We start from the raw sequence: 25,358 nt of genomic DNA, 5'->3' as shown, positions 1-25,358 counted from the left end.
GCGTGCGGCGGTTCGTCCGCCAGTGGTGCCGCAGGACACGAGGTGTTACCGCTCGCAGGCGATTCCGTCGCCGTCACGGTCCAGCGCGGGACGGTAGCCCGGGTCGCCGCGGTGGAGAGGGGTCACCCCAGCGGCTTTAGCGGCCGCACAGTTCTTGTAATACACGTTGCTCGGCTGTTGAGGTTCCGGCGCTTGTTCAACCGGCGGCGGGGCGGCTTGTTCGGACGTGCGCGGGGCTGGCGGAGCGGGCGTTTCCTTCGGCAGAGGCGGAGTCGGAGCCGGAGTAGCCACCGGGGTCGGCGCGGTGATCACGCCTTTGCAGGGTTCCGCCCACAATCCGATCGCGGCTTGCTGGGCTGCGTTCGCCGCGTTGCGGAGCGAGTCGGAGACGACGTTCCCCGCCAGCCGGGCGTACCCGGCGGAGAGCGCCGCGGTCGCGTAGTCGGTGCCGTCGCTCAAAGCGAGTGCGACGCCGTCGCTGGTGTCCGTGGTGATCTTTACTGCCGCGCCGGTGAGCTTGTTGGTGGCCCAAACCGCGGTTTCGTTCCCGTAGCAGTTGTTTCCGGTCGCCACTTCGAGACCGAGGATGCGCACAACGCGATGGCTGCCGTCGGAACCGGTCAGTTCGACGTTTGCGGCGTCGGTGATTTTGTCCACGGTATAGGTCACCGGTACCGGAGAGACTGATGTGGTCGATGGGGTCGCGGACGGGGTCGCTGGCGCGGCAACCGGTTCCGGCGTCGGCGTCGGCTTTCCGAACACCGCGCCCAGAACGAAGAGAACCGCGAAGACGCTGAGGACGACCGTCAGCCAGGCCGGGAATTTCAGCTTGGGACGCGACGGCGGCGCGGGCGTGGAGTGCATTCGGAATCCTCTTCCTGAGCCGGGTGCCGAATGGAATTCGCAAAAACGGCGGCCAGTGTTACGCCTCAGACAGGTCAAATTTTCACGAGCGGAGAAAACGTCACGGACGCGTCACAAAGACAGATTTTTCTGCCGGCGGTGTCACGATTCGCGCCTTTCCCGCGATGTTCAGGGGAGCTGTCCAGGAGAAAGCGCATCCACGATGTCCCAGCTGATCGAACGACTGTCCCTGTCCTCGGCCGGGCAGGTGTCCGCGCGCGGCACGGAGTTCACCGCGCTCGACGTCAAGACGACCGGACTGCGCACTGGCCGCGTCCTGGAGATCGCCGCGATCCGGTTTCGCGGGGACGGGACGTTCCTCGGCGAGTTCGCGACGGTCCTCGCCGGTGAACCGAACCGGCGCAATCCGCACCGCATCACCGCGGCGGAGCTGACTGACGCGCCGACCTTGGGGGACGTCCTCAGCCGGTTGTTCGATCTGTGCCGAGGCGCGGTTGTCGTGGCTCACGACCTGTCGTCGGTGAGCGGTCTCCTCTCCGAGATCAGCCTGCTGGGCGTCCGAGTGCCCCCGCTGCCGGCGATTTCGCTCAAGGACACCGCGCAGGCGGCGTTACCGCTGCCCAACTACCGTCTCGCCACCATCGCTCGCGCCTTCGGCATCGAGGACTTCCCCGGCTATCTCGCCGAACCGGCCGCTCGGGCGTGCGCGGAGGCGATGATCGCTCTCGTCGGTGCGCACGGGTTGCGGTTGGCGAAACCCGTGCGTTTTCCGGACCTGCCGCGGTACGCCTCCGGTGCGGCAGCCCTGCGCCGGTCGATCGCCGGTGCCGAAAAGGGCTGGATGGCCGAGGCCGTGGACCGGGTTTCCGCGGGAGACGGCGGACCGGTCGCGCAGGCTTATCTCGATCTGCTCGCCGAAGCGGTCGGCGACCAGTTCCTGACGGACGAGGAGGTCTGGGCGCTCGCCGACCTCGCGGCCGAAGCCGGGATGGCCGCGGCGGAGGTGCAGCGGGTGCACGCCGGCTTCGTCGCTGAACTGCGCCAGGTCGCCGAGGCGGACGGGGTGGTGACGCCCGCCGAGTACCGCGAGCTGCGTCAGGTCGCTGACGCGCTCGGGGCGCTGGAAGTGGTGGTGGACCTCAAGGTCACCAGCACCGGGGAAAAGCCGACGAGGGTGCTGGTGCTCGGCGCGACGGCGGACGCGGACCAGCTGCGGGCGCGGGTGCTTTCGGAAGGCTTCCAGCTCGCGAAGAACCTGACGGGTTCGGTTACGCACCTGGTGTACGACGAAGGGGTGCGAGAGTCCGAGCCGCGGCTTTCCCGCGCGCTCGAACTCGGTGCGCAGGTCGTGCGCATGGACGAGGCCCCGGTGCTGCTCGGGTTCGAGAGCGCACCGGACCCGCAGCCGAAGCAGCAGACGCAGCGGAAAGCGGGCAATGCCCGGCTCGCCGGGCGGGTGCTGATCGGAATCGGGCTGGTCCTGATGGTCGTCACGGTCGCCGCGATGTTCGGCGGCGCCGGGCTGGGGCCGGGGATCGTGCTGGCCGTCTTCGCGGTCGGTGCGCTGGTCGGCGGCTGGTACCTGGACGAGACGAAGCGGGTCAGGTCAGCGAGCTAGCGGAGGGAACCTCTTCTCGTTCCGGTCCACCTTCGCGTTCGCGGCCTCCAGCAGGTCGATCCCCAGCACGTCCGCGAGCCGGACCAGGTACAGCATCACGTCGGCGATTTCGTCCTGGACGTTGAACTCCTGGGCCGGGTCGGCGCGCCAGTTCGCGGCTTCCTCCGGCGTCAGCCACTGGAACAGCGAGATCAGCTCGCCCACTTCGCCGGACAGGGCCATCGTCAGGTTTTTCGGGGTGTGGAACGGTTCCCAGTCGCGGGCGGCGGCGAAGTCCCGGAGGCGCTGGGTGAGGTCGTCTAGGGTCACTGGACCTGACTATCACGCGCGGTGCTCACCTGGGGTGTCCGGGTTGGGCCGAAAAGAGTACGCCGTTGGCCCACACGCCGGTTACGGGCGATACGGCAGACTGTTCGCGTGAGCGTCCCCGACCCGGTCGAGTACACCGCCAAAATCGGTGCGGTTCTCGACACTGTGCGGCGGCTGCTCGACTCCGGCAGCCGCGCTGATCTCGCACCGCTCGCCCGGCGGGCGGTGGACGACATCGTGGGCATGCTGGAGCAGCACGGCGATCTCGCCTCGGAGCTTCAAGAGCGGCTTGACCAGGCGGTCGCGTTGTACGCGCGGGCCTGTGCGGCCCGGCCGCCGGACCCGGAGCAGCTCGCGGACTGGGTGCTGGAGGCGGCGTTCAGCGGGCGGGCGGTCGCGGTGGCCGATTTCTCGGCGGCGCTCGGGGAGGCCGGGCTCGCCCGGATGAAGTCCATTGTGGACGAGGTGGCGAGCGGGCCGGGGGAAAAGCTCGAGATCGCGCAGCGGCTGCAGGAGGAAATCGCCGAGGCCAGCGGGGACGTCGACGGTTTGGTCGCCATTCTCGCGGCCAAGCCGCCGAGGGTGGACGTCAGTCTCAAGATCGTCCGGGTGCTGCGGGCGGCCGGACGGCACAGCGAAGCGATCGCTTACGCGGCGCGCGCGTTGACTCCACAACGGACAGAGGTGCAGCTTCCGCCGAGGGAAGAGGAATCGATTCCGGAGTATCGCGAGCGGATCGAGCAGCTGATCGCGCAGAAAGAAGCCAGCGCGTACCGGGAAGCGGCGCAGTGCCTGAAGAAACTGCGCACCCTGCACAAACAAGCGGGTACGGCGGAGGAGTTCACCGGCTACGTCGCCGAGCTGGTGAACGTCCACCGCCGCAAAACCCGGTTGCTCGCGGAGATCCGGTCGGCCCGGATCGCGCTCCCGAAGAGCTAGATCTCGGCCAGTGCGGCGCGGTAGGCGTCCAGGTCGTAGTCCAGCTGGTCTTCTTCCTCGGTTTCGGTCAACTGTCCTTCGAGGACAGTCACCAGCCGGTCGAGCACGTCGGCGCGGGAAAGGTCCTGCTGCAGCAGATTCTGCGCGGCGGTCCACACCTCGGCGGGCTCGTCGTCCCACAACTGGTCCACAATGGACGTCTCAAGGGCGAGCCGGAGACCGTCCGCGCCGTCGAATTCCTCCGCGGCCAGCGATTCGTGATACTCCGGGTGAGAGCCGATCACCAGCAGCCTGCGCTGTTCCGGGTCGCCGGGGTCCAGGTCGGTCAGTTCCTCGTCACCGATCACTGTGGACAGTTCGGGGACCGCGAAACGGCGGCGCGCCACCACTTCCAGTGCTTCCTCGGCGGATTCGGTGCCGTCGAGGTAGTCGCTGAAGTCTTCTTCCTCGTCTTCGTCCGAGAGGTACTCGCCGAGGTATTCGGTGACCTCCTCCAGCAACGCGGCCGTCGCGACTTCGGACAGTCCGGCGCGGGCAGCGGCCCAGCCGGCCCAGGACAGCACGACCGGCGCGACGGCGTCCTCGTCTTCCAGCTCGTATTCGCCGTCCAGCAAGGATTCGAGGAACCGCGCCAGCTTCTCCGGACCGACGCGCAGCGGGTTCGCCGGTTCGGTGCGGCAGCCGTGGTCCACCAGCAGGTTGGCGATTTCGCGGGCGGCATCGGCGTCCGGCAGGTTCGTGTCGGCGAGGAACCGGGTGACGGCTTCCTCGCGCTGCTCAGCGCTCCACTCGGTCACCGGCGGAACCTCGGAGGGCTCCGGCAGCGAACGCGCCCAGGTCAGCGCGATGGCGTGGAAACGCGTGTAGTCCTCGCCGACGTCCGGCTCGTCCAGCGCGTCCGTGGCCGCGATCCCGGACACCAGCAGCCGGTGCGCGTCGGCGGGCTCGATCTTCTCGAGGACAACCAGCTCGCCGTCTTCCTCGACCTGCGAACGCATTTCGGCGAGAACCTCGTGCGGCTCCTCGATGACCACCAGGTCGCGCACCCGGCCGCCCTCGGTGAAGTCCAGCAGCGCGAGCAGGCCGAGCGAGTGGTCTCCGCGGGAAAAGACGCACAGCAACGACGACTCGTCGCCGTAAACGTCCCCGGTGCGCCAGCATTCGCCGACACTGACCTGCCCGACCTCGCTCGCCCACTCCGGTTCCGGGATGCCCCGGCCGAGCACGACGGCGAGCGCTTCGGCCGCCGCCGACCGCTCCTCTTCGGACTCGGCCAGCACCTTCAGCGCGGTCAGCAGCGCCGCCGCGCCGGGCGTGATCTTCCGCTGGGCGAACGCGATCAGCTCAAGCCCGAGCTGGTTTTCCGGTTCGTCCTCCACGATGACGTCCCGCCACTGCCCGACGACCTCGGAACCGAGCAGGTCGATGTCGAACGGACCGGGCTCGGCCGCGACCGCGGAGAAGTCCCGCAGCACGTCCTTGAACAGACCGTTGACGCTGGGGGCGGTGGGTAGGGAACTCTTTTTGCGCGCGCGGCTCACCGGACTCATGCCGCACATCTTGCCCCGCGCCGAAGCTCAGGCCTCAGCTGGTCGGTCCCGCCGTGCTCCGCGCCTTCAAGCGCCGTTCGCGCATCGCCTCGTCGAAGTCGACGACGAACGCCCCCGCGGCCATCGCAACCAGCAGCGTCAATCCCAATACCGCGCCGACCCAGGTCAGGACGATAGTCACCATCGTGTCCTCCTTCGCAGGTCAAGTGCGACATCCTGCTGTGTTCAGGGTCGCTCGCGACGGAGGCCGCTGGTATCGGCCAAGTGGTTACGAAGACACCGGCCGATCGGTCAGCAACCCCGGCCCGTGTGCCGCGGGAGACCGGAGAGACGCGTGTGGGTGAATCAGAGTTTCCGCAGCCTGACCCGGTTGATCGCGTGGTCGGCGTCCTTACGGAGCACGAGGGTCGCCCGGGGCCGCGTCGGCTTGATGTTCTCCATCAGATTCGGCTCGTTGATGGTGCGCCACAGGTGCCGCGCTTCTTCGCGGGCCTCGTCGTCGGGCAGGCCGGCGAAGTGGTGGAAGTGCGAGGCCGGGTCGGCGAAGGCGGTGTGCCGCAGCTTCAGGAACCGCTCGACGTACCAGTGCTCGATGTCGTCGATGTGCGCGTCGACGTAAATCGAAAAGTCGAACAGATCCGAGACGGTCAGGCTCGGGCCCGGCTGCAGGACGTTCAGCCCCTCGATGATGAGGATGTCCGGCCGTTCCACGACCTGCTCCTGGTCCGGGAGGATGTCGTAGGCCAGGTGCGAGTACACCGGCGCGGACACCCGTTCGGCCCCGGACTTCACCTCGGTGACGAACCGCAGCAGCGCGCGCCGGTCGTAGCTTTCCGGGAAACCCTTGCGGTGCATGATTCCGCGCCGGGTCAGCTCGTCGCGCGAGTAGAGGAACCCGTCGGTCGTCACGAGGTCGACGCGCGGGTGGTCGGGCCAGCGGGCGAGCAGGGTGCGCAGGATCCGGGCGGTGGTCGACTTGCCGACCGCGACACTGCCCGCGACGCCGATCACGAACGGGGCTTTGGTGTTGCGGCAGTCCTCGCCGAGGAAGGTGGTGGTGGCCTCGTACAGCTGTTGCCTGGCCTTCACCTGGAGGTTGATCAGCCGCGAAAGCGGCAGGTACACGTCGGCGACCTCGGCGAGATCGATCTGCTCCCCGAGCCCGCGGAGCCGGACCAGCTCGTCCGCGGTCAGCGGCAGCGGAGTGGAGCTGCGCAGCTCCCGCCACTGTTCCCGATGCAGCTCTACATAAGGGCTGAGTTCACGGACCCGTGTGGGCATCGCACACTCCTCGGCCGTCGCCTGCGCTGGCTCCGTCTGCGCTACTTCCGTAACGCCGTATCAACGGTAGGGCTTACCGCGCGTGAACGCGCTGTGATGTGATGCACGCACCCCTGAGCCAGCGGGAATGCGATCACCGAAGGTGACCGTTGGCCCCGAAGACTTCCTGCCACGCCGCGGCGACCTGACGCGCGCACGTGGCCGGTGCCACGCCGCCGACGCCGGTGCCGAGACCGGGCATCGCGATCGTCCGCACCGCCGAGGCGACCGAGCCGGAATCCAGCTGTCCGCGCTGCCACTGCAGGAACACCGCGCGCGCCGCGAGATACGGGTGGACGGTGTCGGCGGGCAGCTGTTCGCCGGGCTCGCGCATGGTCGGCGCGCTGATCAGCCACGCCGGTTCGGACTCGCCGGTCGGCACGATCACCGACTCGCCGATCGGCAGCTCACCGCCGTAAGAAGCCAGTACCGCGCTGCGCACGCTCTGCTCGATGCCGGGGAACGCCCGCGCGTAGACCGCGTCGATCCCGCCGCGCATCCAGCCGTAGGAGTTGGCCGGGCTGACCACCGCCTGCGCGGGGATGTCGAGCACCGAACCGCGGTGCACGCGGACGGAGCCGCCGAAGTCCGCCACGGCGGAGGTCCACGCGGCGGCCAGCGGTTCATCGACGGCGCACAGCACCAATTCCGGCGTTCGGGGAGGATCCGGCGAAACGGCTTCCCCGTGCCCGGCGTGTGTGCCTGAGTCGGCGGTCACCGTTCCAGCATGGCAAAAAACGCCACCCGGCGTAACCGGTTTAGCCACCGGCTGTCCGAGTGAAAAGCGCCACGCGCGCGGTCGCTAGCCTGACGGTCGTGTTGCGGATCGCGTATTTCGGCCCTCAGGGCACGTTCACCGAGCAGGCCGCCCGCGCGCTCGCGCCGGGCGAGGACCTGACCCCCTACGAGACCGTCCGGCTGGCGCTGCAGGCCGTCCGCGACGGTGCCGCGGACGCCGCGTGCGTGCCGATCGAGAACTCCGTCGAGGGCGTGGTCCCCGCGACGCTCGACGGGCTCAGCGACGGGGACCCGCTCGTCGCCACGGCCGAGACGATCCTGCCCATTCATTTCAGCGTGCTCAAACGGCCGGGCAGCGGCGAAATCCGCACCGTCGCGAGCCATCCGCACGCGCTCGCCCAGGTGCGGGAGTGGCTGGAGGCGAATCTGCCGGACGCCACCCCGGTCGCCTCGTCGTCCACCGCGGCGGCGGCGGTCGGCGTGGTCGAGGGCGATTTCGACGCGGCGGTGTCCGCGCCGGTCGCGATCGAGCACTATCCGCTGGAGGAGCTGGCGACCGGCGTCGCCGACGTCCGCGACGCGCAGACCCGGTTCCTCATGGTGCGCCGCCCCGGCGAACTGCCCGCGCCCACGGGCGCCGACCGGACGTCGATCGTCGCGGCCGCGGTCAACCGCACCGGGACGCTGTCCGATCTGCTGGTCGAACTGGCCGGCCGCGGGATCAACCTGACCCGGATCGACGCCCGGCCGACGCGCAGCAACTTCGGCGAGTACCGGTTCTTCATCGACTTCGAGGGTCATCTCGCCGAACCCCGGATCATCGACGCGATGACCGCCCTTCGCCGACGCTGTCACCTGCGTTTTCTCGGTTCGCACCCGCGGGCGGACGAGGTCGCGGCCACGATCGAGGACGGCGCGGGGAATCAGGATTTCCTCGACGCGCAGGCATGGGTCGACGCGGTTTTGAAGGGAGAAGGCGCATGAGACTGCTGCTGGTTCGGCACGGACAGACGGAGGGCAATGTCCGCCGAGCGCTGGACACCGCGTTGCCTGGCCCACCGCTCACCGAACTCGGCCGGGAGCAGGCCGCCGCGCTCGCCGAGGAGCTGAAATCCGAGCCGATCGTGGCGGTGTACGCGTCGGAAGCGGTGCGTGCGCAGCAGACCGCGGCACCGCTGGCCGAGACGTTCGGGTTCGACGTACAGGTGATCGAAGGCGTCAAGGAGGTCGACGCCGGGGATCTCGAGGGCAACACCGACCTGGAGTCGATCGGCGTCTACCTGCGCGTGGTGAAGGCGTGGACGGAAGGCGAGCTGCACGTTCCGATCCCCGGCGGGGAGACCGGCACGCAGGTGCGCGACCGGATGGTCGGCGCGGCCGACGAGCTGCGGGCGAAGCACGAGGAAACCTCTCCGGACGGAGTGGTCGTGCTGGTCAGCCACGGCGGCGCGATCCGGCTCGCCGGGGAGTGGCTGGCCGCGAACGTGCCCGCCGAACTGGCGAACGAGGCGCTGATCCCGAATACGAAGTTCGTCGAGCTGGAAGCCAGGGAGGACGGCTGGGAGTGCCTCCGGTGGATCGACACCCGCCTTTCGTGAGCGCTTGATCACTCGTGCGGGGAAAGGCTGAGTGAAGCTGGGCCAGGTGGGGAACTCACCGGATGCGGAGCAACCCCGTCCGGAGCTGGCACGTCCTCCGGATGAAGGTTTCACCCAGTTCGGCGTTCACCAGCACAGCGAGGCGAGTGAGATGGCAAACACGAAGAAACCGTGGTTTTCCCTGGTCTTCCTGTCCGCAGTGGGCGCGTCGGGGGCGCTGCTGCTTTCCGCGTGCGGTCAGGGCGCTCCCGCCGCGAGCGGCCCGGCGAGTTCGGACACCCCGTCGAGCAGCCCGATGTCGTCGGCGTCGTCCGCCGCGTCGTCCGCTCCGTCTTCCGCGTCGTCCGCCCCGAGCGGCGGCTCGGCGCCGGCCGAGAAACCGCCAGCCGACAACGGCCTGTGCAAGGCAGGCGACGTTTCCCTGTCGCTGGGCAGCGGCGACGCCGGCGCGGGTTCGCAGTACCGGCCGCTGCTGATCAAGAACACCAGCGGCACGCCGTGCACCATCCAGGGCTTCCCGGGCGTGTCCTACGTCGGCGGTGAAAACGGGGCCCAGATCGGCCCGGCCGCCGAGCGCGACGGTGCCAAGGGCGCTCCGGTGAAGCTGGCTCCCGGCCAGACCGCCGCGGCGGACCTGCAGTTCGCGCAGGTGCGCAACTTCGACCCGGGCGTCTGCAAGCCGACTCCGGTCAAGGGCCTGCGCGTGTACCTGCCGCAGGAGACGGCGTCGAAGTTCGTGCCGCTCGAGGGCACGGGCTGCGCGGGCACGAGCATTCCGGGCAAGCAGCTCGGCGTGAAGACCGTGCACAAGTCTTGACGGGGTTCTGCGCGTGGGGTCAGCCCCGCGCGCAGAGCTGTTCCACCTGGACGACCGCGGCCTGCCCGTCGCGGTTGTCGAAGCGGCTGCTGAGCACCATCTTGTTCACCGCGTCGAGGCTTTTGGCCAGCGGCTGGTAGTTGCCGTCGAACGTCGCCGCCGCCTTGGCCAGCTCCATCGCCCCGGTGACGCGGTGCACCGCGTCGTCGGACATCCGGGTGAACTGGGCCGCGTCGACGCCACCGGTGGTGTCCGGGATCCGCCCCGCGCGGGCGAACGCGGCGCACGCGGCCGCGGCGTCGACATTCGCTCCGGTGCGCTGGCCGGACAGGCCCCACAACAGCCCGAGCACGCATCCGCCGAGCACGAATCCGGCGACGGCGGCGAGGACGAGCGGCCGGCGCGCGGCGGGCGGCGGTGATTCCAGTTCGGTGTCGCGGTCGTCGTCCGGGAGCGGCGGAGTGTCGAGCGCAGTCATCACGTACCTCCGGGCAGCCGGGGTGAGGTGCTATTTCAGCACCAAAACCGCGCCGGATCACTGCTGCGAACGGGCTCCGTCCCCGGTCGAGGCCGTTTTGTCATCGAGCGGGCGTCCGCGCAGTGCGAACAGTGCGTACGCGGTCACGAACAGCAGCAGGACGCCGGAAGCGGTGAACGTGTCGCCCGCCGAACCGAGCAGCTTCGTGAGCAACCCGCCGAGGAGCGCGCCGAGCGGAATCGCACCCCAGACGACAGTGCGCCAGACCCCGAGCACGCGCCCGAGCAGCTCGCCTGGCACGAGCGTGTGGCGCGCGGTCGCGAGCACCACGTTCACCGCCACCACCGCCGCCGCGAACACGCCGAACAGCACCGCGGAGACCACCGGCTGGCGCACCAGGCCCATGCCGCCGAAGCCGAGCGCGCAGAACAGCACCCCGCCGACCAGGACCGTCCGCCGTCCGATGCGCCGGACCAGCCGCGGCGTCAACCCGGCTCCGAGCAGGCCACCGCCTCCGCCGACGAAGGCGAAAGCGCCGAAGGTGGCGTCGGACAAATGCAGGTCTTCCAGCGCGTACAGCACCAGCTGCGCCTGGGCGAGTTCGCTGATCAGGCTGAGCAGACCCGCGATCGCGAGCAGGCGCAGCAGCAGCGAATGCCGCCGCAGCCAGCGGAAGCCGTCCGCGAAATCCGACCGGATGTGCGACGTGGTTTCCTGCCGCGGCCGGTAGCTGCCCGCCATGCCCAGCAGCACCGCGGCCCCGACCGCGAACCCGACCGACGAGATCAGGAACGGGAAGACCGCGAACAGCGCGAAGGTGGCGCTGCCGACCGGGCCGCCGAGGAAGGTCTGGCCGACGATCTCGCACGCCTGCAGCTTGCTGTTGGCGCTCTCCAGCCGGTCCGCCTTGACCAGCGCGGGCGGCAGCACGTTCGCCGCGCTCTCCGCGACCGTTTCCGCGACGCCCACGAGCAGCGACGCGACATAGATCGACCAGATCTCCACCGAACCGAACGCGATCAGCGCGGTGACCCCGGCGACCACGAGCGCCCGCAGCGCGTTCGCGGCGATCATCGCCTTCTTGCGGTCGACCCGGTCGACGAGCGTGCCCGCCGGGATGGCGAACAGCAGCCACGGCAGGAACTGCACCGCCGACAGCGCGGCGATCTCCACCGGATCGCGGGTCAGCGTGGTGGCCAGCAGCGGGAAAGCGACCTTGGCGATGCCGTCGGCGAGGTTCGACGTGCCGCTCGAGGCGAGCAGCCAGCGCAGCCGGCTGTCCGTCTGGCGATGCGACACGAACCACCTCACGAGAAAAGGAAACGCCCTGGTGAGGCCAGTCTAGGGAGATCAACGGCGTTCCGTGACGCTTTGGTGACCTTCGGTGTTTTCCGTGTTCGCGGCGCGAAGTTGATCAGGGAAGAGCAACGGTCCGGCGGGGTCGCGCCGGAATCAGCCCCAGCCGAGTTCGTGCAGCCGCTCGTCGTCGATGCCGAAGTGGTGGCCGAGTTCGTGCATCACGGTGATCAGCACTTCCTCGACGACGTCGTCCTCGGTGTCGCAGATGTCGAGGATCGGCTCGCGGTAAATCGAGATCCGGTCCGGCAGCGCACCGCTGTAGTGGCTGGTGCGCTCGGTGAGCGCGATGCCGTGGTAGAGCCCGAGAATGTCCGGTGCTTCCTCGTTGAAGTCCTCGACCAGGACCACGACGTTGTCCATCGCCGCGGCGAACTCCGCGGGCACCTGGTCGAGCGCGTCGGCGACGAGTTCCTCGAACCGCGCCTGGCTCATCTCGACCGGCACGTTCAGTTGCCTCCGCTGGAAGCGGAACTGGACTTGGGCGGGGGGCTCTGCTGCTGACCGGTGGATCCGGACGCCCCGCTCTTCACGCTGCCGGTGACCGCCTGGAACCCGCTGCCGTCCTGCAGCGTGGCCGCGACCTTGCAGTTGACCTTGGTGGACCCGGCGTCCCAGCTCTCCTGCTCGCGCGAGTCCCAGCCCAGCGTGAGCTTCTTCGCCGACAGGTCGGAGCTGCCGGTGTAGTCCTTCGCGGCCTTGTTGCACTCGGTGTCGAGCCAGGACTTCTGGTCGTCCAGCTTCGGGTAGCCGTCCTTGAAGTGCGAGGCGAGGTCGAGCGTCGCGATCATCTCGTAGGAGTGCGGCTTGCTGCAGTCGACCGGGTCGCCGACGCCCTTGCCGACCAGCGCGAGGCAGGTGCCCGGGGCCCACACCATCGACTGGTCCTGGGTCTTCGCCGCGCCGGTGGTGGTCTGCAGCGTCCCGCCCGGACCGGCGAACTGCAGGCCGCAGCGCAGCTGGCGGTCGCCCTGGGACCACTGCGCCGAGGTGGGCCGCAGCAGGTTGGTGGTGAGCTTGCCGTACGGGTCGAGCGGGTGGCCGAGATACGGCCGCACGTCGGCGTTGCACTGCTGCTGCGCGATGTCCTGCCACTGGTCGAGGCTCGGGAACGGAGCCTGCTGCGGGTACTTCGCGCCGATGTCGACCACGGTGGTGACCTCGAACAGGTGCGGCTGCTCGCACGGCACCTGGTGTGCGTCCGAGGCGTCCTTGGCGTTCCAGGTCAGGCAGGTGCCCGGCGGCGAATGGAACGCTTGCTGGGCGGCCTCGCTGAGCTTGCCCTCCCCGCCGCCCGCGCCTCCGGCGAGCGTGTCGGTCCAGGAGAAGGCGACGCTCAAGGCCAGCGCGATGACCGCGCCGAAGAACACCCCGGCCATCACCACGCGGGTGGTCAGGGTCTGCATACGCGAAGGGAACCGCTCCGAGCGTTGAGACATCGATACCCATGATGCCCGCGCCGCATGAACCGCGCGTGTGGCGGGTCGATTAGGGTGGAACGCGGGGTTTGCAGTGCTGGGGGATTACGGAGCGCACATGACGCAGGACGACAACAGCGGCGTGCAGCCGCCCGAGGAGCCGAAGAAGCCCGGCTCCATGCGGTTCCAGGACGAGAACACGCAGCCGCGGCAGCCCTCGGTGGCCGAGCAGCGGGCCCGCAAACAGGCCATCGCCGACCAGGAACGCCAGCGGCAGGAAGCCCTCGCGGCGCGGGAGGCGGCCGACGCGAAGGCGGCCACCAAACGCAAGATCCTGATCGGCAGCGGCGTCACCGTCGGCCTGGTCGGGCTGGTCGCGACGTTCTACACGATCGCCAAGCCCGCAGAGGTGACCGCGGTCTGCACCGACTCCAACGGGGTCATCCAGGACGATCGGAACTGCGACGAGAACTACGCGGTCTCCCACGGCGGCCACTACAGCGGCGGATTCTGGTTCATCCCGATTCCGGGCGGCGGCGGGTACACCCAGTACCGCTACAACTACGGCGGCTCCGGCAACGTCGGCCAGCACGTCTCCGGCGGCAGCTTTACCGCGCCGTCGGGCAACACCAACGTTTCGACCAAGTCGGGCTCCAGCATCCAGCGCGGCGGGTTCGGCATCAGCGGCAAGAGCGGCACCTCCGGAGGCACCGGCGGGACCGGCAAGAGCGGAGGCTCGTAGGTGTATCGGGACCGGCGGGAACCGCGCCGCGACTGGCAGCGGATCGTCGAAGAGCAGGGCCTGGTCTACGGCACCCCGGCGCGCGACGGCACCGGCAAGCCGCGGCCGTACTGGGACGAATCGGTGCACTACGTCTTCGACATGGACGAGGTGCTCTCGCTCGAGGCGGACGTCGAACTGCTGCATTCGATGTGCCTGGAGGCCGTCGACAACGTCGTGACCACCGAGCAGTACCACCGTTTCGGCATCCCGGAATGGGTGTGGCCGCACATCGCGGAATCGTGGAAGCGCCAGGACCCGCACGTCTACGGCCGCTTCGACCTGCGCTACGACGGCAAATCGCCGGCCAAGCTGCTGGAGTACAACGCGGACACGCCGACCACGCTGCTGGAGGCGTCGCTGCTGCAGTGGCACTGGAAGACCGACGTCTTCCCGGAGGACGACCAGTGGAACTCCATCCACGAGAAGCTGGTGGAGCGCTGGGAGGAGCTCGGCGGCAAGCTGCCGTCGAACGAACTGCACTTCACCTGGTCCTCGGCCGACCCGAGCGGCGAGGACCACGTGACCACGGCGTACCTGCAGGAGACCGCGGCCGAGGCCGGGCTCGACACGGTCGGCCTCGCGATCGAGGAGATCGGCTGGGACCCGGTGCTCAAGCGGTTCGTCGACCTCGCCGAGGGACAGATGTCCACGGTGGTGAAGCTGTACCCGTGGGAATGGGTGGTCGACGAGGAGTTCGGCAAGTTCGCGGTGGAGACCATGCCGCGCACGCTGTGGGTCGAACCGCTGTGGAAGATGCTGCTGTCGAACAAGACGCTGCTCGCCGTGCTGTGGGAGAACTACCCCGGGCATCCGAACCTGCTGCCCGCTTTCGCTGACGACCCCGGCCTGCTCACCGAGTACGTGCGCAAGCCGAAGCTCGGCCGCGAGGGCGCGAACGTGCAGATCGTGGCCACCGGGTACGAAACGCAGACCGACGGCGTCTATGGCGCGGAAGGCTACGTCTACCAGGCGTTCGACCCGCTGCCGGAGTTCGACGGCTACCGGCCCGCGCTCGGCGCGTGGATTGTCGGGGACTCCTCGGCGGGGCTGGGCATCCGCGAGACCAGCGGTTTGGTCACCGACGACGGCGCGGCGTTTGTGCCGCACCGGATCCCGGAGTCGTGATACAACCCTGGATGTCCGATTCAACCGGTGCGAATTGGCCATCCAGGGAGACCCCGTGACCTCGACTCTCGCGCTGCCCGCGACCTTCGGATCCGACCTCGTGCGCGGGATCGGCGCGATCCTGCTGTACGGCATCGTCGGCCTGCTGCTGATGTTCGCGGGTTTCTACGCGATCGACTTCACCACCCCGGGGAAGCTGTCGAAGCTGGTCACCCGCGGGCTGCCCAACGCGGTGATCGTGACCGCGTCCGGGCTGCTGTCGATGGCGTTCATCGTGGTGGTGGCGATCTACAGCTCCGCGAGCGATCTGACCGCCGGGCTCATCACGTCGCTGGTCTACGGCCTGCTCGGGGTCATCGTGCAGGTGCTGGCGGTGCGGCTGCTGGAGTGGGCGACCCGGATCGATGTCGGGTCCACGATCCAGAGCGAGAAGTTCGCGCCGGCGAGCATCGTCGTCGCGGCGGCGCACCTGGGGCTCGGGCTGGTCGTCGCGGTGGCGATTTCGTAGCTTTCGCGCACTGCCGCGCGGTCCCGTTCCCACTAACGTGGGAACCGTGCGACTCCTCAGGACGCCGGAAGACCGGTTCGCGGACCTGCCCGATTTCGCCTTCGAACCTCAGTACACCGATCTGTCCGACCCGGACGGCGGGCTGATCAGAGTCGGCTACGTCGAGGCCGGGCCCGCGGACGGGCCGCCGGTTCTGCTGCTCCACGGAGAGCCGAGCTGGTCGTTCCTCTACCGGAAGATGCTTCCGGTGCTGGCTGACGCCGGGTTGCGGGCGATCGCGCCGGACCTCGTCGGGTTCGGCCGGTCGGACAAACCCGCGGAGATCGTCGACCACACCTACGCGCGGCACGTCGAATGGATGCGCCGGTTCTCCTTCGACGTCCTGAGGTTGACCGACGTCACACTGGTCGGGCAGGACTGGGGCGGGTTGATCGGGCTGCGGCTGGTGGCCGAGAACCCCGGGCGCTTCGCCGGGGTGGTCGCGGCCAACACCGGGCTGCCGACCGGGGACGTGGACATGCCGCCGGTGTGGCACAAGTTCCGCGAAGCGGTGGAGGGCGCGCAGATCCTGGACGTCGGGCGGTGCGTGCAGTCCGGGTGTCGCACTTCGCTGCCGGAGGAGGTCCGGGCGGCGTATGACGCGCCGTTCCCGAACGAGATGTACAAGGCCGGGCCGCGGGCGATGCCGGGGCTGGTGCCGACGCGGCCGGACGATCCGGCGTCGGAGGCCAACCGGGCGGCCTGGGCGACGTTGACGGACTTGGACGTGCCGTTCTTGTGCGCGTTTTCGGACGGGGATCCGATTACCGGGGCGATGGGGCCGATTCTGCAGCGTTCGATGCGCGGGGCGGCTGGTCTGGACCATCCGACGGTCGCGGGGGCTGGGCACTTTTTGCAGGAGGACGCGGGGGAGACGCTCGCCGAGCACGTGGCCCGCTTCGCCCGCCGCTGACTCACTGCCGTGCGGGCGGAGTTCCCGCACGGCAGTCGCGGAGGTCAGTTCAAGTAGGCCGCGGCCAGCCGAGGCAGCCTGCGCCGCATCTCGTCGGCGTCCTCGTAATCGAACTCCCAGTCGGGGTCGAGCGGCGGGTACCGGATGGTGAACGAGTCGGCGGGGAGCTCCTCGCCGGTCGCGTCGATGTGCGCGCTCGACGCGATGCCCAGGGTGGCCTCGCACTCCAGTTCTTCGCCGTCCGCGGCGGCCTCGCGCGCCGCGGGCAGCTCGGCCAGCTCGTCCGGGTCGGCCACGATCCGCTCGAAAACCTCCCGGCCTTGCAGGACCAGCCAGCCGCGGAAGTAGTCGAAGCCGTCGTCGGAGCAGCCGCCGTTGGCCAGGTAGGCGGCTGCCCACAGCGGGCCGCGGTAGGAGTCGGCCAGCAGGTCCCAGACGATCTGCTGGGCGGCCACGATCTCCTCCCGCGGGCGCGCGGCGAGCAGGGCGCAGGCTTGTTCGGCTACCTCGTAGCCGTCCTCCGGCGCGGAGGCCTGGCGGCGTGCCTCGTCGATCAGGGCCCAGAACTGTTCGGTGTTCACGAGCACGGATCTTCGCACCGGGGTACGACAAAATCGCCGGAGCGAGCGGTCAGGACAGCGCGGCCAGCGAGTCGAGCAGGATCTGCAGGCCCTCGGCGGCTTCGGCTTCGGTGAGGGTCATCGGCGGGCCGATGCGCAGTACGTTTTTGTGCAGGCCGCCTTTTCCGATGAGCAGGCCGCGGTTTTTCGTTTCTTCCAGCATTTGTTTCGCGGCGGCGGTATTCGGGGTTGTGGTGCCTGGTTCGATGAGTTCTACGCCGATCATCAGGCCCTTGCCGCGCACCTCGCCGACGAACGGGCTGTTCGCCGCGCGCAGGCCGCGCATCAGCTGGTCGCCCCGGGCTTTGCAGTTCGCCTGCAGATCGTGGTCGTCGATGTAGTCCAGGACGGCCAGCGCGCCTTGCATGGACACCGGATTGCCGCCGAAAGTGGAGAAAGACTCTGCCCGGAAGCAGTCCATGACGTCGCCCCGGGCGACCACACCGCCTACCGCCAGGCCATTTCCCAGGCCCTTGGCGAAGGTCATCATGTCCGGCACCACGTCGTGGGCCTGAATGCCCCAGTAGTGGTCGCCGGTGCGGCCCCAACCGGTCTGGACCTCGTCGGAGATGAAGAGAATGCCGTGTGCGTCCAGTACTTCCTTCATCGCTTTGTACAGGCCGTCCGGCGGGGAACTGAAGCCGCCGACGCCCTGGATCGGCTCCGCGATCAGGCAGGCCACGTCGCCCGCGGTGGCGGTTTCCAGCAGTTCCACCAGGTCGGCGACGCAGGCGTCGATGTAGGCGGGGTCGGGCAGGTCGCGGAAGGGGCTGCGGTAGCGGTAGCCGCCGTGGACGTAGTTGACCTTGATCGGGCTGAGCGAGGACGCAGACCAGCCGCGATTGCCGGTGATCGCGACCGTGCCGAACGACCGGCCGTGGTAGGAGTTCCGCATCGCCAGCACCTGGTTGCTGCGGCGGTACTGGGTGGCGAGCATCAGCGCGGTGTCGTTGGCTTCGCTGCCGGAGTTGGTGAAGAACACCTTGGCGTCCGGGATGCCGGAGCGTTGCGCGATCCGTTCGGCCAGCTCCACCTGCGAGCGGATCAAGTACAGCGTCGAGGTGTGCAGGACGCCGGTGTCCAGCTGTTTGCGGACGGCGTCGCTGATCGCGGGGACGTCGTAACCCATGGCGTTGGTGAGCACGCCGGCGAAGAAGTCGAGGTAGGTGCGGCCGGTGGAATCGGTGAGCCGGCGGTCCTGCGCGTGCACGATTTCGATCGGCTCGTCATACAGCAGGGACATCCAGGACGGGAGCACCGCGCGGTGGCGCGCGAGCAGGTCGTCGGTCATGTGAGTTCCCTCCGCTCCGGGTTCTAGCGAGTATGGGGAGCGCGGGAAACGGGCGACAACGATCAGACTGTCGGGTTGTCTCCGGGCAGCCGCACAGTGTGTACGGGAAACCGCGTCGAAGCCGAGGCTGGTCTGCGACTACCCTTCTGTCCGTGATTGACCCCAGGACTCTGCGCGAAGACCCGGAAGCCGTGCGCGCGTCGCAGCGTGCCCGTGGCGAGGACGAGGGAGTAGTCGACAAGCTGCTCGACCTCGATACGCGCCGCCGCTCTGCGATCGCTACCGCGGACAAGCTGAGGGCCGAGCAGAAGTCCGTCTCCAAGCAGGTGCCGAAGGCCTCCGCGGAGGAGAAGCCCGCCCTGCTCGCCCGCGCCAAGGACCTCTCGGCGCAGGTCAAAGCCGCCGAGGTCGAGCAGAACGAGGCGTCGGAAGAGTTCGACAAGCTGTTCCGCGTCCTGCCGAACCTGGTGCACCCGGACGCGCCGATCGGCGGCGAGGACGACTTCGCGGTGCTGAAGACCGTCGGCGAGGTGCCGTCGTTCGACTTCGCCCCGCGCGACCACCTCGACCTGATGGAAGGCCTCGGCGCGCTCGACATGGAGCGCGGCGCGAAGGTGTCGGGCTCGCGGTTCTACTTCCTGTCCGGCGTCGGCGCGCAGCTGCAGCTCGCGTTGCTGAACATGGCTGTCGCGCGGGCGATGGCGAACGGCTTCACGCCGATGATCACGCCGTCGCTGGTGCGTCCGGAGATCATGGCCGGCACCGGGTTCCTCGGCGCGCACTCGTCGGAGGTGTACCGGCTGCGCGACGACGACCTGTACCTCGTCGGCACGTCGGAGGTCCCGCTCGCGGGCTTCCACTCGGACGAGATCCTCGACCTCGCCGCCGGTCCGCGCCGCTACGCGGGCTGGTCGTCGTGCTTCCGCCGCGAGGCCGGGTCGTACGGCAAGGACACCCGCGGCATCATCCGCGTGCACCAGTTCGACAAGGTCGAGATGTTCGTCTTCGCCAAGCCGGAGGACGCCGAGTCCGAACACGAGCGGCTGCTGGGCTGGGAAGAGGACATGCTCGCCGCGATCGAGGTCCCGTACCGGGTCATCGACACCGCGACCGGCGACCTCGGAACGTCCGCCTACCGCAAGTACGACTGCGAGGCGTGGGTCCCGACGCAGGAGACCTACCGCGAGCTGACGTCGACGTCCAACTGCACCACGTTCCAGGCCCGCCGGCTGTCGGTCCGCTACCGCGACGACAACGGAAAGCCGCAGACGGCCGCCACGCTGAACGGCACGCTGGCGACCACCCGCTGGATCGTCGCGATCGTGGAGAACCACCAGCAGCCCGACGGTTCGGTCCGCGTGCCGGTGGCGCTGCGTCCGTTCCTCGGCGGGCTCGAGGTGCTGGAGCCGGTCAAGCGCTGAACTTCGCCGGACGGCCACAGTGGACGGAGTTCCGCGGTGGCCGTCCTCGGCGATCGCCGGGTTGTTCCTCTCCGTTCCGCAGGTGCGGAACCGCACTGGTCAGTAGGGTGCGATGCGGGTGCGGAGGAGGAAACAGCCGATGAGGTTCAAAGGTGCGGCGGTCGCCATGGCGGCGGTCGCGATGCTGCTCGCCGGGTGCACGCAGCAGGTGAGCGGCGTGGCTTCGCCGGTGCCGGGGCAGGGACCGGTCACGCCGGTCGTCGAACCGTGCAAGCTGCTCGACGCGCAGCAACTGGCCGGGCTTGGCTACAAGCCGCAGGGCAGGTCGGTGAAGGCCAGCAAGGCACAGCGCGCGCCCGCGATGTGCCTGTGGACGGCGACGGACACCGAGCACACGGTGGTCATGTCCGTTGGCTGGTCGGTGGACCTGAGCCTCGACGACTACCTCCAGGGCGCCATCAAGAAGGCCGAGCCGACGTCGCTCGGCGGGTTCCAGTGGACTCGCTACGCCGGGTTCATGGGCGGCAGCTGCGACCTGTACACGACGCTCGGGCCGAAGTCGTTCGCCTTCGTGAGTGTGTCCTATCCGGACGACGCGCAGGCGTGCGAGCGCACGAAGAAGGTCATCCCGCAGGTCGCCGCGCATCTGCCGGGCGGGCAGCCCGCGCCGTCGATCGCGCCGAGCACTCCGCCGGAGGGCACCGCGCCGACCGGGCCGCTCGCGTCGGTCAATCCGTGTCAGCTGCTGAAGCCGGAGCAGGCGCAGCAGCTGAAAATGGTGCCGAACGGCGAACTGGACAGTTCCAAGGTCATCTCGCCGAACGTGACCTACTGCCTGTGGAAGGACACCGACGGCGACGGCGGGCAGAAGCCGTTCGAGGTCTGGCTCGGCCCGGACGTGCCGCTGAAACGCTGGCCCGGCATGGAAGTCGCGCCGACCGAGCAGATCGACGCGAACGGCCGGAAATGGTCGCTGTTCCCGAACTTCAACGATTCCGGCGGCGTGATCTGCGCGGCCGGGCTCTCGGTTTCGGACACCGCCTCGATCCAGATCGTCAGCGGGCAGCTGTCCGACAAGACCAAGGCGTGCGACGCGATCAAGGCCGGAATCCCGATGGTAACCGGGAATCTTCCAAGCTGAACCGCCTCCCGCGGCTCAAGCTGAACAGCCGTGAAGGGCCCCTTGAGGGAATCAGATTCCCTCAAGGGGCCCTTCACGGCATCTGGCCAGCGCTCAGTCGGTCACCCGGTCGGCGATGTACTTGGCGATTTCCAGCGCGCTCGTCGCCGCCGGGCTCGGCGCGTTGAGCACGTGCACCTGGTCCTTTGTGGACTCGATCAGGAAGTCGTCCACCAGCGAACCGTCCGGGCGCAGCGCCTGCGCACGGACGCCGGAGCCGTGCCGCACGATGTCGTCCTCGGTGACCGCGGGCACGAGCTGCGCGAGGCTGGCGGCGAACCGCTTCTTCGAGAACGACCGCAGCACCTCTTCGAGGCCGGTCGGGTACGCGTACTTGCGCGCGAGCTTCCAGGCACCGGGGAAGCGGGCGACGTCGGCGAGGTCCTTCACCGACACGTCGGCCCAGCGGTAGCCCTCGCGGCGCAGCGCGAGCACTGCGTTCGGGCCCGCGTGGACGCTGCCGTCGAGCATGCGGGTCAGGTGCACGCCCAGGAACGGCAACGTCGGGTCCGGCACCGGGTAGATCAGGCCGCGCACCAGGTGACGGCGCTCCGGCTTCAGTTCGTAGTACTCTCCGCGGAACGGCACGATCCGCGCGCTCGGCTTGATGCCGGCCATTTCGGCGACGCGGTCGGCGTGCAGGCCGGCGCAGTTGACCAGTGCGTCCGCGTGCAGCACCTCGGTGCCGGTGGCCACCTCGACCCCGCCGCCGCGGGCCGGGCGGATGCCCAGCGCGGGCGTGTTCAGCCGCAGGTCCGCGTCCGCCTCGTCGAGCAGCCGCACGAGCGCCGCGCACACCGCGGGGAAGTCGATGATCCCGGTCGACTCGACGCGCAGCGCGGCGACGCAGGACACCTCCGGCTCGTACTCGCGGGCTTCGGCGGGGGTGATCCGCTTGGCTGGCACACCGTTGGCCTCGGCCCGCTCGGCGAGCGTGTTCAGCGCGGGGATCTCCTCCTCCCGCGTGGCCACGACCAGCTTGCCGCACACCTCGACGGGCACCCCGTACTGCCGGGCGAAATCCACAATGGACCGGTTGCCGCCGACCGACATCCGCGCCTTGAACGAGCCCGGCTTGTAGTAGAGCCCAGCGTGCACGACATTGGAGTTGTGCCCGGTCTGGTGCGCAGCCCAGCTAGCTTCCTTTTCGAGCACCGTCACGTCCTGGCCACGCTGGGACAGCTCCCACGCGACCGCCAGCCCGACGATTCCCCCACCGATCACAACGACGTTCCGCACGGCAGGGAAGGCTACGCGCTTCGGTGCGTCGCTGCGTACCCCCCGACGGCGTGGTACCCGTTCACTGGACCGTGGACAATCCGGCCAACGCGAGCCGTTGATGCGGTTCCAGCTGGTTACCGGCGGTGTACGCGGCGGTGAACGCCTCGGGTCCGAGTGCCTTTTCGGCGGCCGCGGTGACCTGCGCGACATCGTGCTTGCCGGGCACGGCGGTCCCGCGCACTGCGGTCGCCGCGCCGAGCAACGTCGCGGCGTCGGCGAACCGGCCCTCCTCGGCGAAGACCCCGGCGACGCCCTCGAACGCGGTGGCCAGTGACCCGTGGTCATGCCAGCGGTGTGCGATCTCGACGCCCAGCTGCATCCGGCGGCGGGCGTCCGCCGGATGGTGCTCGGCCACGTCGATCCAGCCGAGCGCGATCGACGCGGCTGCCCGCCCCATGGCGGCCGAGAACGAGTCCGCCGTGCATTCAGCCAGCGCTTGCTCGGCCAGCGCCCGCGCGCCGGTCAGATCGCCGGAGCGGCGAGCGAGGCCGGACAGTCCGACGTGACCGCTGGCGCGCGTCTCGGGCATGCCGGTGCGGTGGGCCAGTTCGACGGTCCGCTCGTAGTCGGCCTTCGCCCCGGCGAGATCGCCGCGCAACGCTCGGCTGTCGCCGCGACGGCACAGCAGGTCGGCGTAGTCGTCGGTCGCGCCGAGCGTCTGCATGAGCGACAGGGATTCGGTCATCGCGGCGAGGGCTTCCTCGTGGCGGCCGCGCAAAACCAGCAGCTGCGACAGGTGGTCCAGCGCCATCGACAGCCCCCAGCGTTCGCCGAGCGCTCGGTAGCACGCTTCGCCTTCTCGCAGGCCGCGTTCGGCTTCGTCCAATTCTCCGGCGAGCATTGACCGCAGCCCGTCGCCCATCGGGACGAGTGCGGTGAGCCACGGGTCAGGGTGTTTTTCGAGCCCGGACAGCCGGAGCCGCGCGTCGTCGTCTTCGGGCGGTCCGAGCACGACGCCGGACAGCATGAGCATCATCGGATGCTCCGGCGTCCAGGAATTCTCCACCAGGTATTGCTCCACATAGGACCGATAGCTCGCCGTCTCGGCGGCTTCGGGGGCACCGGCCATCGCGGTCAGCAGGCACATGAGGAATTGCTCGCGGTGTCCTTCCGGCGGCTCCGCTTGGCAGTGGCGCACGATTTCCCTCGACAACGCCGCGCCTTCGTAGCGTCGTCCGCGCAGCCACCAATACATCGACAGCGCGGTGGCGATCCGCAAGGCGGTCGCCGGATCCGCTGCGGCCGACCACCGAAGCGCGGCCACGATGTTGTCGTACTCAGCGTCGATTTTCCGCAGCCAGTCCAGCTGTTCCGCAGTGCGCAGCTTCGGGTCGGCTTCTTCGGCGAGCCGCAGGAACGCCTGTGCGTGGGCGTGCCGGAATCGCTCGGTCTCGCCTGCGGCGTCGAGCTTTTCCGCGCAGAACGCGCGGATCGTCTCCAGCATTCGGTAGCGCCCGCTGGAAGGCTCGACGAGCGACTTGTCGGCGAGTTCGGGCAGCAGGTCGACCGGGACATCGCACACCTGCTCGGCGTACGCGAGCGTCGCGCCGCCGGTGAAGACGGTCAGGCGACGGGCGAGGCGGCGTTCGTCCTCATCGAGCAGGTCCCAGCTCCACTCCACGACGCCGCGGAGCGAGCGGTGCCGCTCGTCGGCAGTGCGACTTCCGCGGGCGAGGAGCTGGAAGCGGTCGTCGAGCCGCGCGGCGATGTCGGCGACCGGCAGCGTGCGCACCCGGGCAGCGGCCAATTCCAGCGCGAGCGGAAGGCCGTCGAGCGCGGTGCAGATCCGCACGACGTCGGCGGCGGTCTCGTCGGTCAGCCGGAACGCGGGGTCGCTCGCCCGAGCGCGGTCGAGGAACAGCCGGACCGCGGGGTAGCTCTCGGCGGCTGGATCGCCCGGCGGCGGAACGGTCAGGCGGGGAATCGGCGCGAGCTGTTCGCCGGTGATGCCAAGCGGTTCCCGGCTCGTCGCGAGGACGCGCAGTCCGGGACAGGCAGGCAGCAGCTGGGCGACCAACCGCGCAGCGGCGGCGATGACGTGTTCGCAGTTGTCCAGCACCAGCAGGGTCGCCTGGTCGCGCAACGCCGAGACGAGGCGGTCGACGGGATCCTGCCGCCCTGGTCCGCGCAGGGCTCCTTCGCGCAGGCCGAGCGCGGTGAGGACGGCCTGCGGAACGTCGTCGGCGACATGCGGGGCCAGCTCCACGAAGACGCACGGTCCCGCGTCCGCCGCTGCTTCGATGGCCAACCGGGTCTTCCCGGTCCCGCCCGGGCCGAGCAGCGTGACGAGCCGGGCCTGTTGCAGAAGACCCGCGACCTGCCGCAGCTCGCCGTCGCGGCCGACGAAGCTGGTGAGCTGTGCGGGCAACGGCGTCGCGGCGTTCGCGGACTCGCCGCGCAAGGCGGCCAGGTGCGCCTCGGTCAGGTCTGGACCAGGGTCCGCGCCCAGCTCGTCCGCGAGCGTGCGGCGGGCGTCTTCGAACGCGGCCAGCGCCTCGGCGGTCCGACCGGCCGCGTGCAGGGCCCGCACCAGCTGGGCTCGCGAACGCTCGCGCAGCGGGTCTTCGGCGATGGCGGTGCGCAACTCGTCGAGCACGTCCGCGGCGCGACCGAGCGAGATCTCCGCGTCGACCCGGTCGGCGGCCGCCTCGGCCCGCAGTTCACTCAGCCGGGTGGTGAGAACCTCGACCGCCGACGCGGCGGGGACGTCGGCGAACGCCGGTCCGCGCCACAGCGCCAGCGCCTCGCCGAGCAGATCGCTGGCCCGCGTCGGGTCGCCCGCGGCCAGTTCGCGGCGGCCCTCGACGGCCAGCCGTTCGAAGCGGTGCGCGTCCACTTCGTCCGGTTCGATCCGGAGGCGGTACCCCGCCGAGGTGAGTTCGATCGGCAGTTTCAGCGCGCTGCGCAGCCGCGAGACCTGCGACTGGAGGGCGTTGGCCGCGCCGTCGGGAGGGTACTCGCCGTAGAGCCCGTCGATGAGCCGTTCGGCGGATACGAACCGCCCGGCGTCCGCCGCGAGCAACGCCAGCAGCGCCCTGCCCCGCGGCCCGCCGACGGCGACCGTCCCGCCCGCGCCGTCCCACGCGACGACGGCCCCCAGTACCCCGATCCGCATTCCGCGAGCCTAGGCCCCCGATCGGGTGTTTACCCGTGGGTTCTGTCCCCGAAACAGGCGTCGAGCGCGACTTCTA

At 69.5% G+C, this 25,358-nt stretch carries 25 protein-coding genes; 11 read left to right on the top strand and 14 right to left on the bottom strand.

Features of this window, described 5'->3' with window-relative positions:
* Positions 1-45: 45 nt before the first annotated feature.
* On the bottom strand, positions 46-864 hold the full coding sequence (locus ACWGIC_RS15435; protein WP_452076570.1) for an excalibur calcium-binding domain-containing protein: 819 nt from the start codon (positions 862-864) through the stop codon (positions 46-48).
* A gap of 202 nt (positions 865-1,066) precedes the next feature.
* Between ACWGIC_RS15435 and ACWGIC_RS15430 the strand changes: the two genes are divergently transcribed.
* Positions 1,067-2,482 carry a 3'-5' exonuclease gene (locus ACWGIC_RS15430; protein WP_452076569.1) on the top strand — a complete coding sequence of 472 codons (1,416 nt, stop codon included), beginning with the start codon at positions 1,067-1,069 and terminating at the stop codon, positions 2,480-2,482.
* On the opposite strand, the gene ACWGIC_RS15425 is transcribed toward ACWGIC_RS15430, so the two are convergent.
* A complete protein-coding gene (locus tag ACWGIC_RS15425; protein WP_452076568.1) occupies positions 2,471-2,791 on the bottom strand; it encodes a nucleotide pyrophosphohydrolase in 321 nt (106 codons plus the stop codon). The genes ACWGIC_RS15430 and ACWGIC_RS15425 overlap by 12 nt on opposite strands.
* A 108-nt stretch (positions 2,792-2,899) precedes the next feature.
* Here ACWGIC_RS15425 and ACWGIC_RS15420 point away from each other — a divergent pair, with 108 nt between their 5' ends.
* The gene (locus ACWGIC_RS15420; protein ID WP_452076567.1) at positions 2,900-3,730 is read left to right on the top strand and encodes a hypothetical protein; all 831 of its coding nucleotides are present in this window, start codon (positions 2,900-2,902) and stop codon (positions 3,728-3,730) included.
* Here the strand turns inward: ACWGIC_RS15420 and ACWGIC_RS15415 are convergent.
* From ACWGIC_RS15415 to ACWGIC_RS15400, 4 genes are all read right to left on the bottom strand, one after another.
* Positions 3,727-5,280, bottom strand: coding sequence for a hypothetical protein (locus ACWGIC_RS15415; protein WP_452076566.1), 1,554 nt, complete (start codon positions 5,278-5,280; stop codon positions 3,727-3,729). The two genes, ACWGIC_RS15420 and ACWGIC_RS15415, sit on opposite strands and share 4 nt — an antisense overlap.
* A gap of 34 nt (positions 5,281-5,314) precedes the next feature.
* Positions 5,315-5,464 (bottom strand): hypothetical protein, encoded by a 150-nt coding sequence (locus ACWGIC_RS15410; RefSeq protein WP_452076565.1) that lies wholly within the window; start codon positions 5,462-5,464, stop codon positions 5,315-5,317.
* 161 nt (positions 5,465-5,625) lie between these two features.
* Positions 5,626-6,561, bottom strand: coding sequence for a type I pantothenate kinase (gene coaA / locus ACWGIC_RS15405; RefSeq protein WP_452076564.1), 936 nt, complete (start codon positions 6,559-6,561; stop codon positions 5,626-5,628).
* Between the two features lie 133 nt (positions 6,562-6,694).
* Positions 6,695-7,318: a macro domain-containing protein gene (locus ACWGIC_RS15400; RefSeq protein WP_452076563.1), complete on the bottom strand. Its 624-nt coding sequence runs from the start codon at positions 7,316-7,318 to the stop codon at positions 6,695-6,697.
* 98 nt (positions 7,319-7,416) lie between these two features.
* Here ACWGIC_RS15400 and pheA point away from each other — a divergent pair, with 98 nt between their 5' ends.
* The 3 genes from pheA (at position 7,417) to ACWGIC_RS15385 (ending at position 9,753) form a co-directional block, all read left to right on the top strand.
* On the top strand, positions 7,417-8,322 hold the full coding sequence (pheA, locus tag ACWGIC_RS15395) for a prephenate dehydratase (protein WP_452076562.1): 906 nt from the start codon (positions 7,417-7,419) through the stop codon (positions 8,320-8,322).
* A complete protein-coding gene (locus ACWGIC_RS15390; protein WP_452076561.1) occupies positions 8,319-8,936 on the top strand; it encodes a histidine phosphatase family protein in 618 nt (205 codons plus the stop codon). The genes pheA and ACWGIC_RS15390 overlap by 4 nt, the downstream gene beginning before the upstream one ends.
* Positions 8,937-9,087: 151 nt before the next feature.
* Positions 9,088-9,753 carry a DUF4232 domain-containing protein gene (locus ACWGIC_RS15385; RefSeq protein WP_452076560.1) on the top strand — a complete coding sequence of 222 codons (666 nt, stop codon included), beginning with the start codon at positions 9,088-9,090 and terminating at the stop codon, positions 9,751-9,753.
* Positions 9,754-9,772: 19 nt separating this feature from the next.
* Here ACWGIC_RS15385 and ACWGIC_RS15380 read toward each other — a convergent pair whose 3' ends face one another.
* The 4 genes from ACWGIC_RS15380 to ACWGIC_RS15365 form a co-directional block, all read right to left on the bottom strand.
* On the bottom strand, positions 9,773-10,231 hold the full coding sequence (locus ACWGIC_RS15380; protein ID WP_452076559.1) for a hypothetical protein: 459 nt from the start codon (positions 10,229-10,231) through the stop codon (positions 9,773-9,775).
* Between the two features lie 57 nt (positions 10,232-10,288).
* Complete coding sequence (locus ACWGIC_RS15375) at positions 10,289-11,530, bottom strand: MFS transporter (protein WP_452076558.1); 1,242 nt, start codon at positions 11,528-11,530, stop codon at positions 10,289-10,291.
* Positions 11,531-11,683: 153 nt separating this feature from the next.
* Entirely contained in the window at positions 11,684-12,034 is a 351-nt protein-coding gene (locus tag ACWGIC_RS15370; RefSeq protein ID WP_452076557.1) for a metallopeptidase family protein, read from the bottom strand.
* Between the two features lie 2 nt (positions 12,035-12,036).
* Entirely contained in the window at positions 12,037-13,026 is a 990-nt protein-coding gene (locus ACWGIC_RS15365) for a septum formation family protein (protein ID WP_452076556.1), read from the bottom strand.
* A 97-nt stretch (positions 13,027-13,123) separates the two neighbouring features.
* Here ACWGIC_RS15365 and ACWGIC_RS15360 point away from each other — a divergent pair, with 97 nt between their 5' ends.
* Genes ACWGIC_RS15360 through ACWGIC_RS15345 form a run of 4 tightly spaced genes read left to right on the top strand, consistent with a single transcriptional unit; the run spans position 13,124 to position 16,374 of the window.
* Entirely contained in the window at positions 13,124-13,747 is a 624-nt protein-coding gene (locus ACWGIC_RS15360; protein ID WP_452076555.1) for a hypothetical protein, read from the top strand.
* Complete coding sequence (locus tag ACWGIC_RS15355; RefSeq protein WP_452076554.1) at positions 13,748-14,914, top strand: glutathionylspermidine synthase family protein; 1,167 nt, start codon at positions 13,748-13,750, stop codon at positions 14,912-14,914.
* Positions 14,915-14,969: 55 nt separating this feature from the next.
* A complete protein-coding gene (locus ACWGIC_RS15350; RefSeq protein WP_009085819.1) occupies positions 14,970-15,422 on the top strand; it encodes a DUF350 domain-containing protein in 453 nt (150 codons plus the stop codon).
* Positions 15,423-15,459: 37 nt separating this feature from the next.
* Positions 15,460-16,374, top strand: a complete 915-nt coding sequence (locus ACWGIC_RS15345) for a haloalkane dehalogenase (protein ID WP_452076553.1) — start codon at positions 15,460-15,462, stop codon at positions 16,372-16,374.
* A 44-nt stretch (positions 16,375-16,418) separates the two neighbouring features.
* Here the strand turns inward: ACWGIC_RS15345 and ACWGIC_RS15340 are convergent, their stop codons facing one another.
* Together ACWGIC_RS15340 and ACWGIC_RS15335 are read right to left on the bottom strand one after the other, a co-directional pair.
* Positions 16,419-16,955, bottom strand: a complete 537-nt coding sequence (locus ACWGIC_RS15340; protein ID WP_452076552.1) for a DUF4240 domain-containing protein — start codon at positions 16,953-16,955, stop codon at positions 16,419-16,421.
* Between the two features lie 49 nt (positions 16,956-17,004).
* Positions 17,005-18,285: an aspartate aminotransferase family protein gene (locus ACWGIC_RS15335; protein WP_452076551.1), complete on the bottom strand. Its 1,281-nt coding sequence runs from the start codon at positions 18,283-18,285 to the stop codon at positions 17,005-17,007.
* Between the two features lie 152 nt (positions 18,286-18,437).
* Between ACWGIC_RS15335 and serS the strand changes: the two genes are divergently transcribed.
* Together serS and ACWGIC_RS15325 are read left to right on the top strand one after the other, a co-directional pair.
* Positions 18,438-19,706 (top strand): serine--tRNA ligase, encoded by a 1,269-nt coding sequence (serS, locus tag ACWGIC_RS15330; RefSeq protein WP_452076550.1) that lies wholly within the window; start codon positions 18,438-18,440, stop codon positions 19,704-19,706.
* Positions 19,707-19,845: 139 nt separating this feature from the next.
* Positions 19,846-20,847, top strand: coding sequence for a DUF3558 family protein (locus ACWGIC_RS15325; RefSeq protein ID WP_452076549.1), 1,002 nt, complete (start codon positions 19,846-19,848; stop codon positions 20,845-20,847).
* 93 nt (positions 20,848-20,940) lie between these two features.
* Here the strand turns inward: ACWGIC_RS15325 and lhgO are convergent, their stop codons facing one another.
* Together lhgO and ACWGIC_RS15315 are read right to left on the bottom strand one after the other, a co-directional pair.
* Entirely contained in the window at positions 20,941-22,125 is a 1,185-nt protein-coding gene (gene lhgO / locus ACWGIC_RS15320; protein WP_452076548.1) for an L-2-hydroxyglutarate oxidase, read from the bottom strand.
* A gap of 61 nt (positions 22,126-22,186) precedes the next feature.
* Entirely contained in the window at positions 22,187-25,282 is a 3,096-nt protein-coding gene (locus ACWGIC_RS15315) for a BTAD domain-containing putative transcriptional regulator (protein ID WP_452076547.1), read from the bottom strand.
* Between the last annotated feature and the right edge of the window lie 76 nt (positions 25,283-25,358).

It is taken from the genome of Amycolatopsis sp. NPDC054798, from assembly GCF_053611505.1.
The sequence above is the reverse complement of the archived record's forward strand: the minus strand, read 5'-3'. Positions and strand labels throughout refer to the sequence as shown.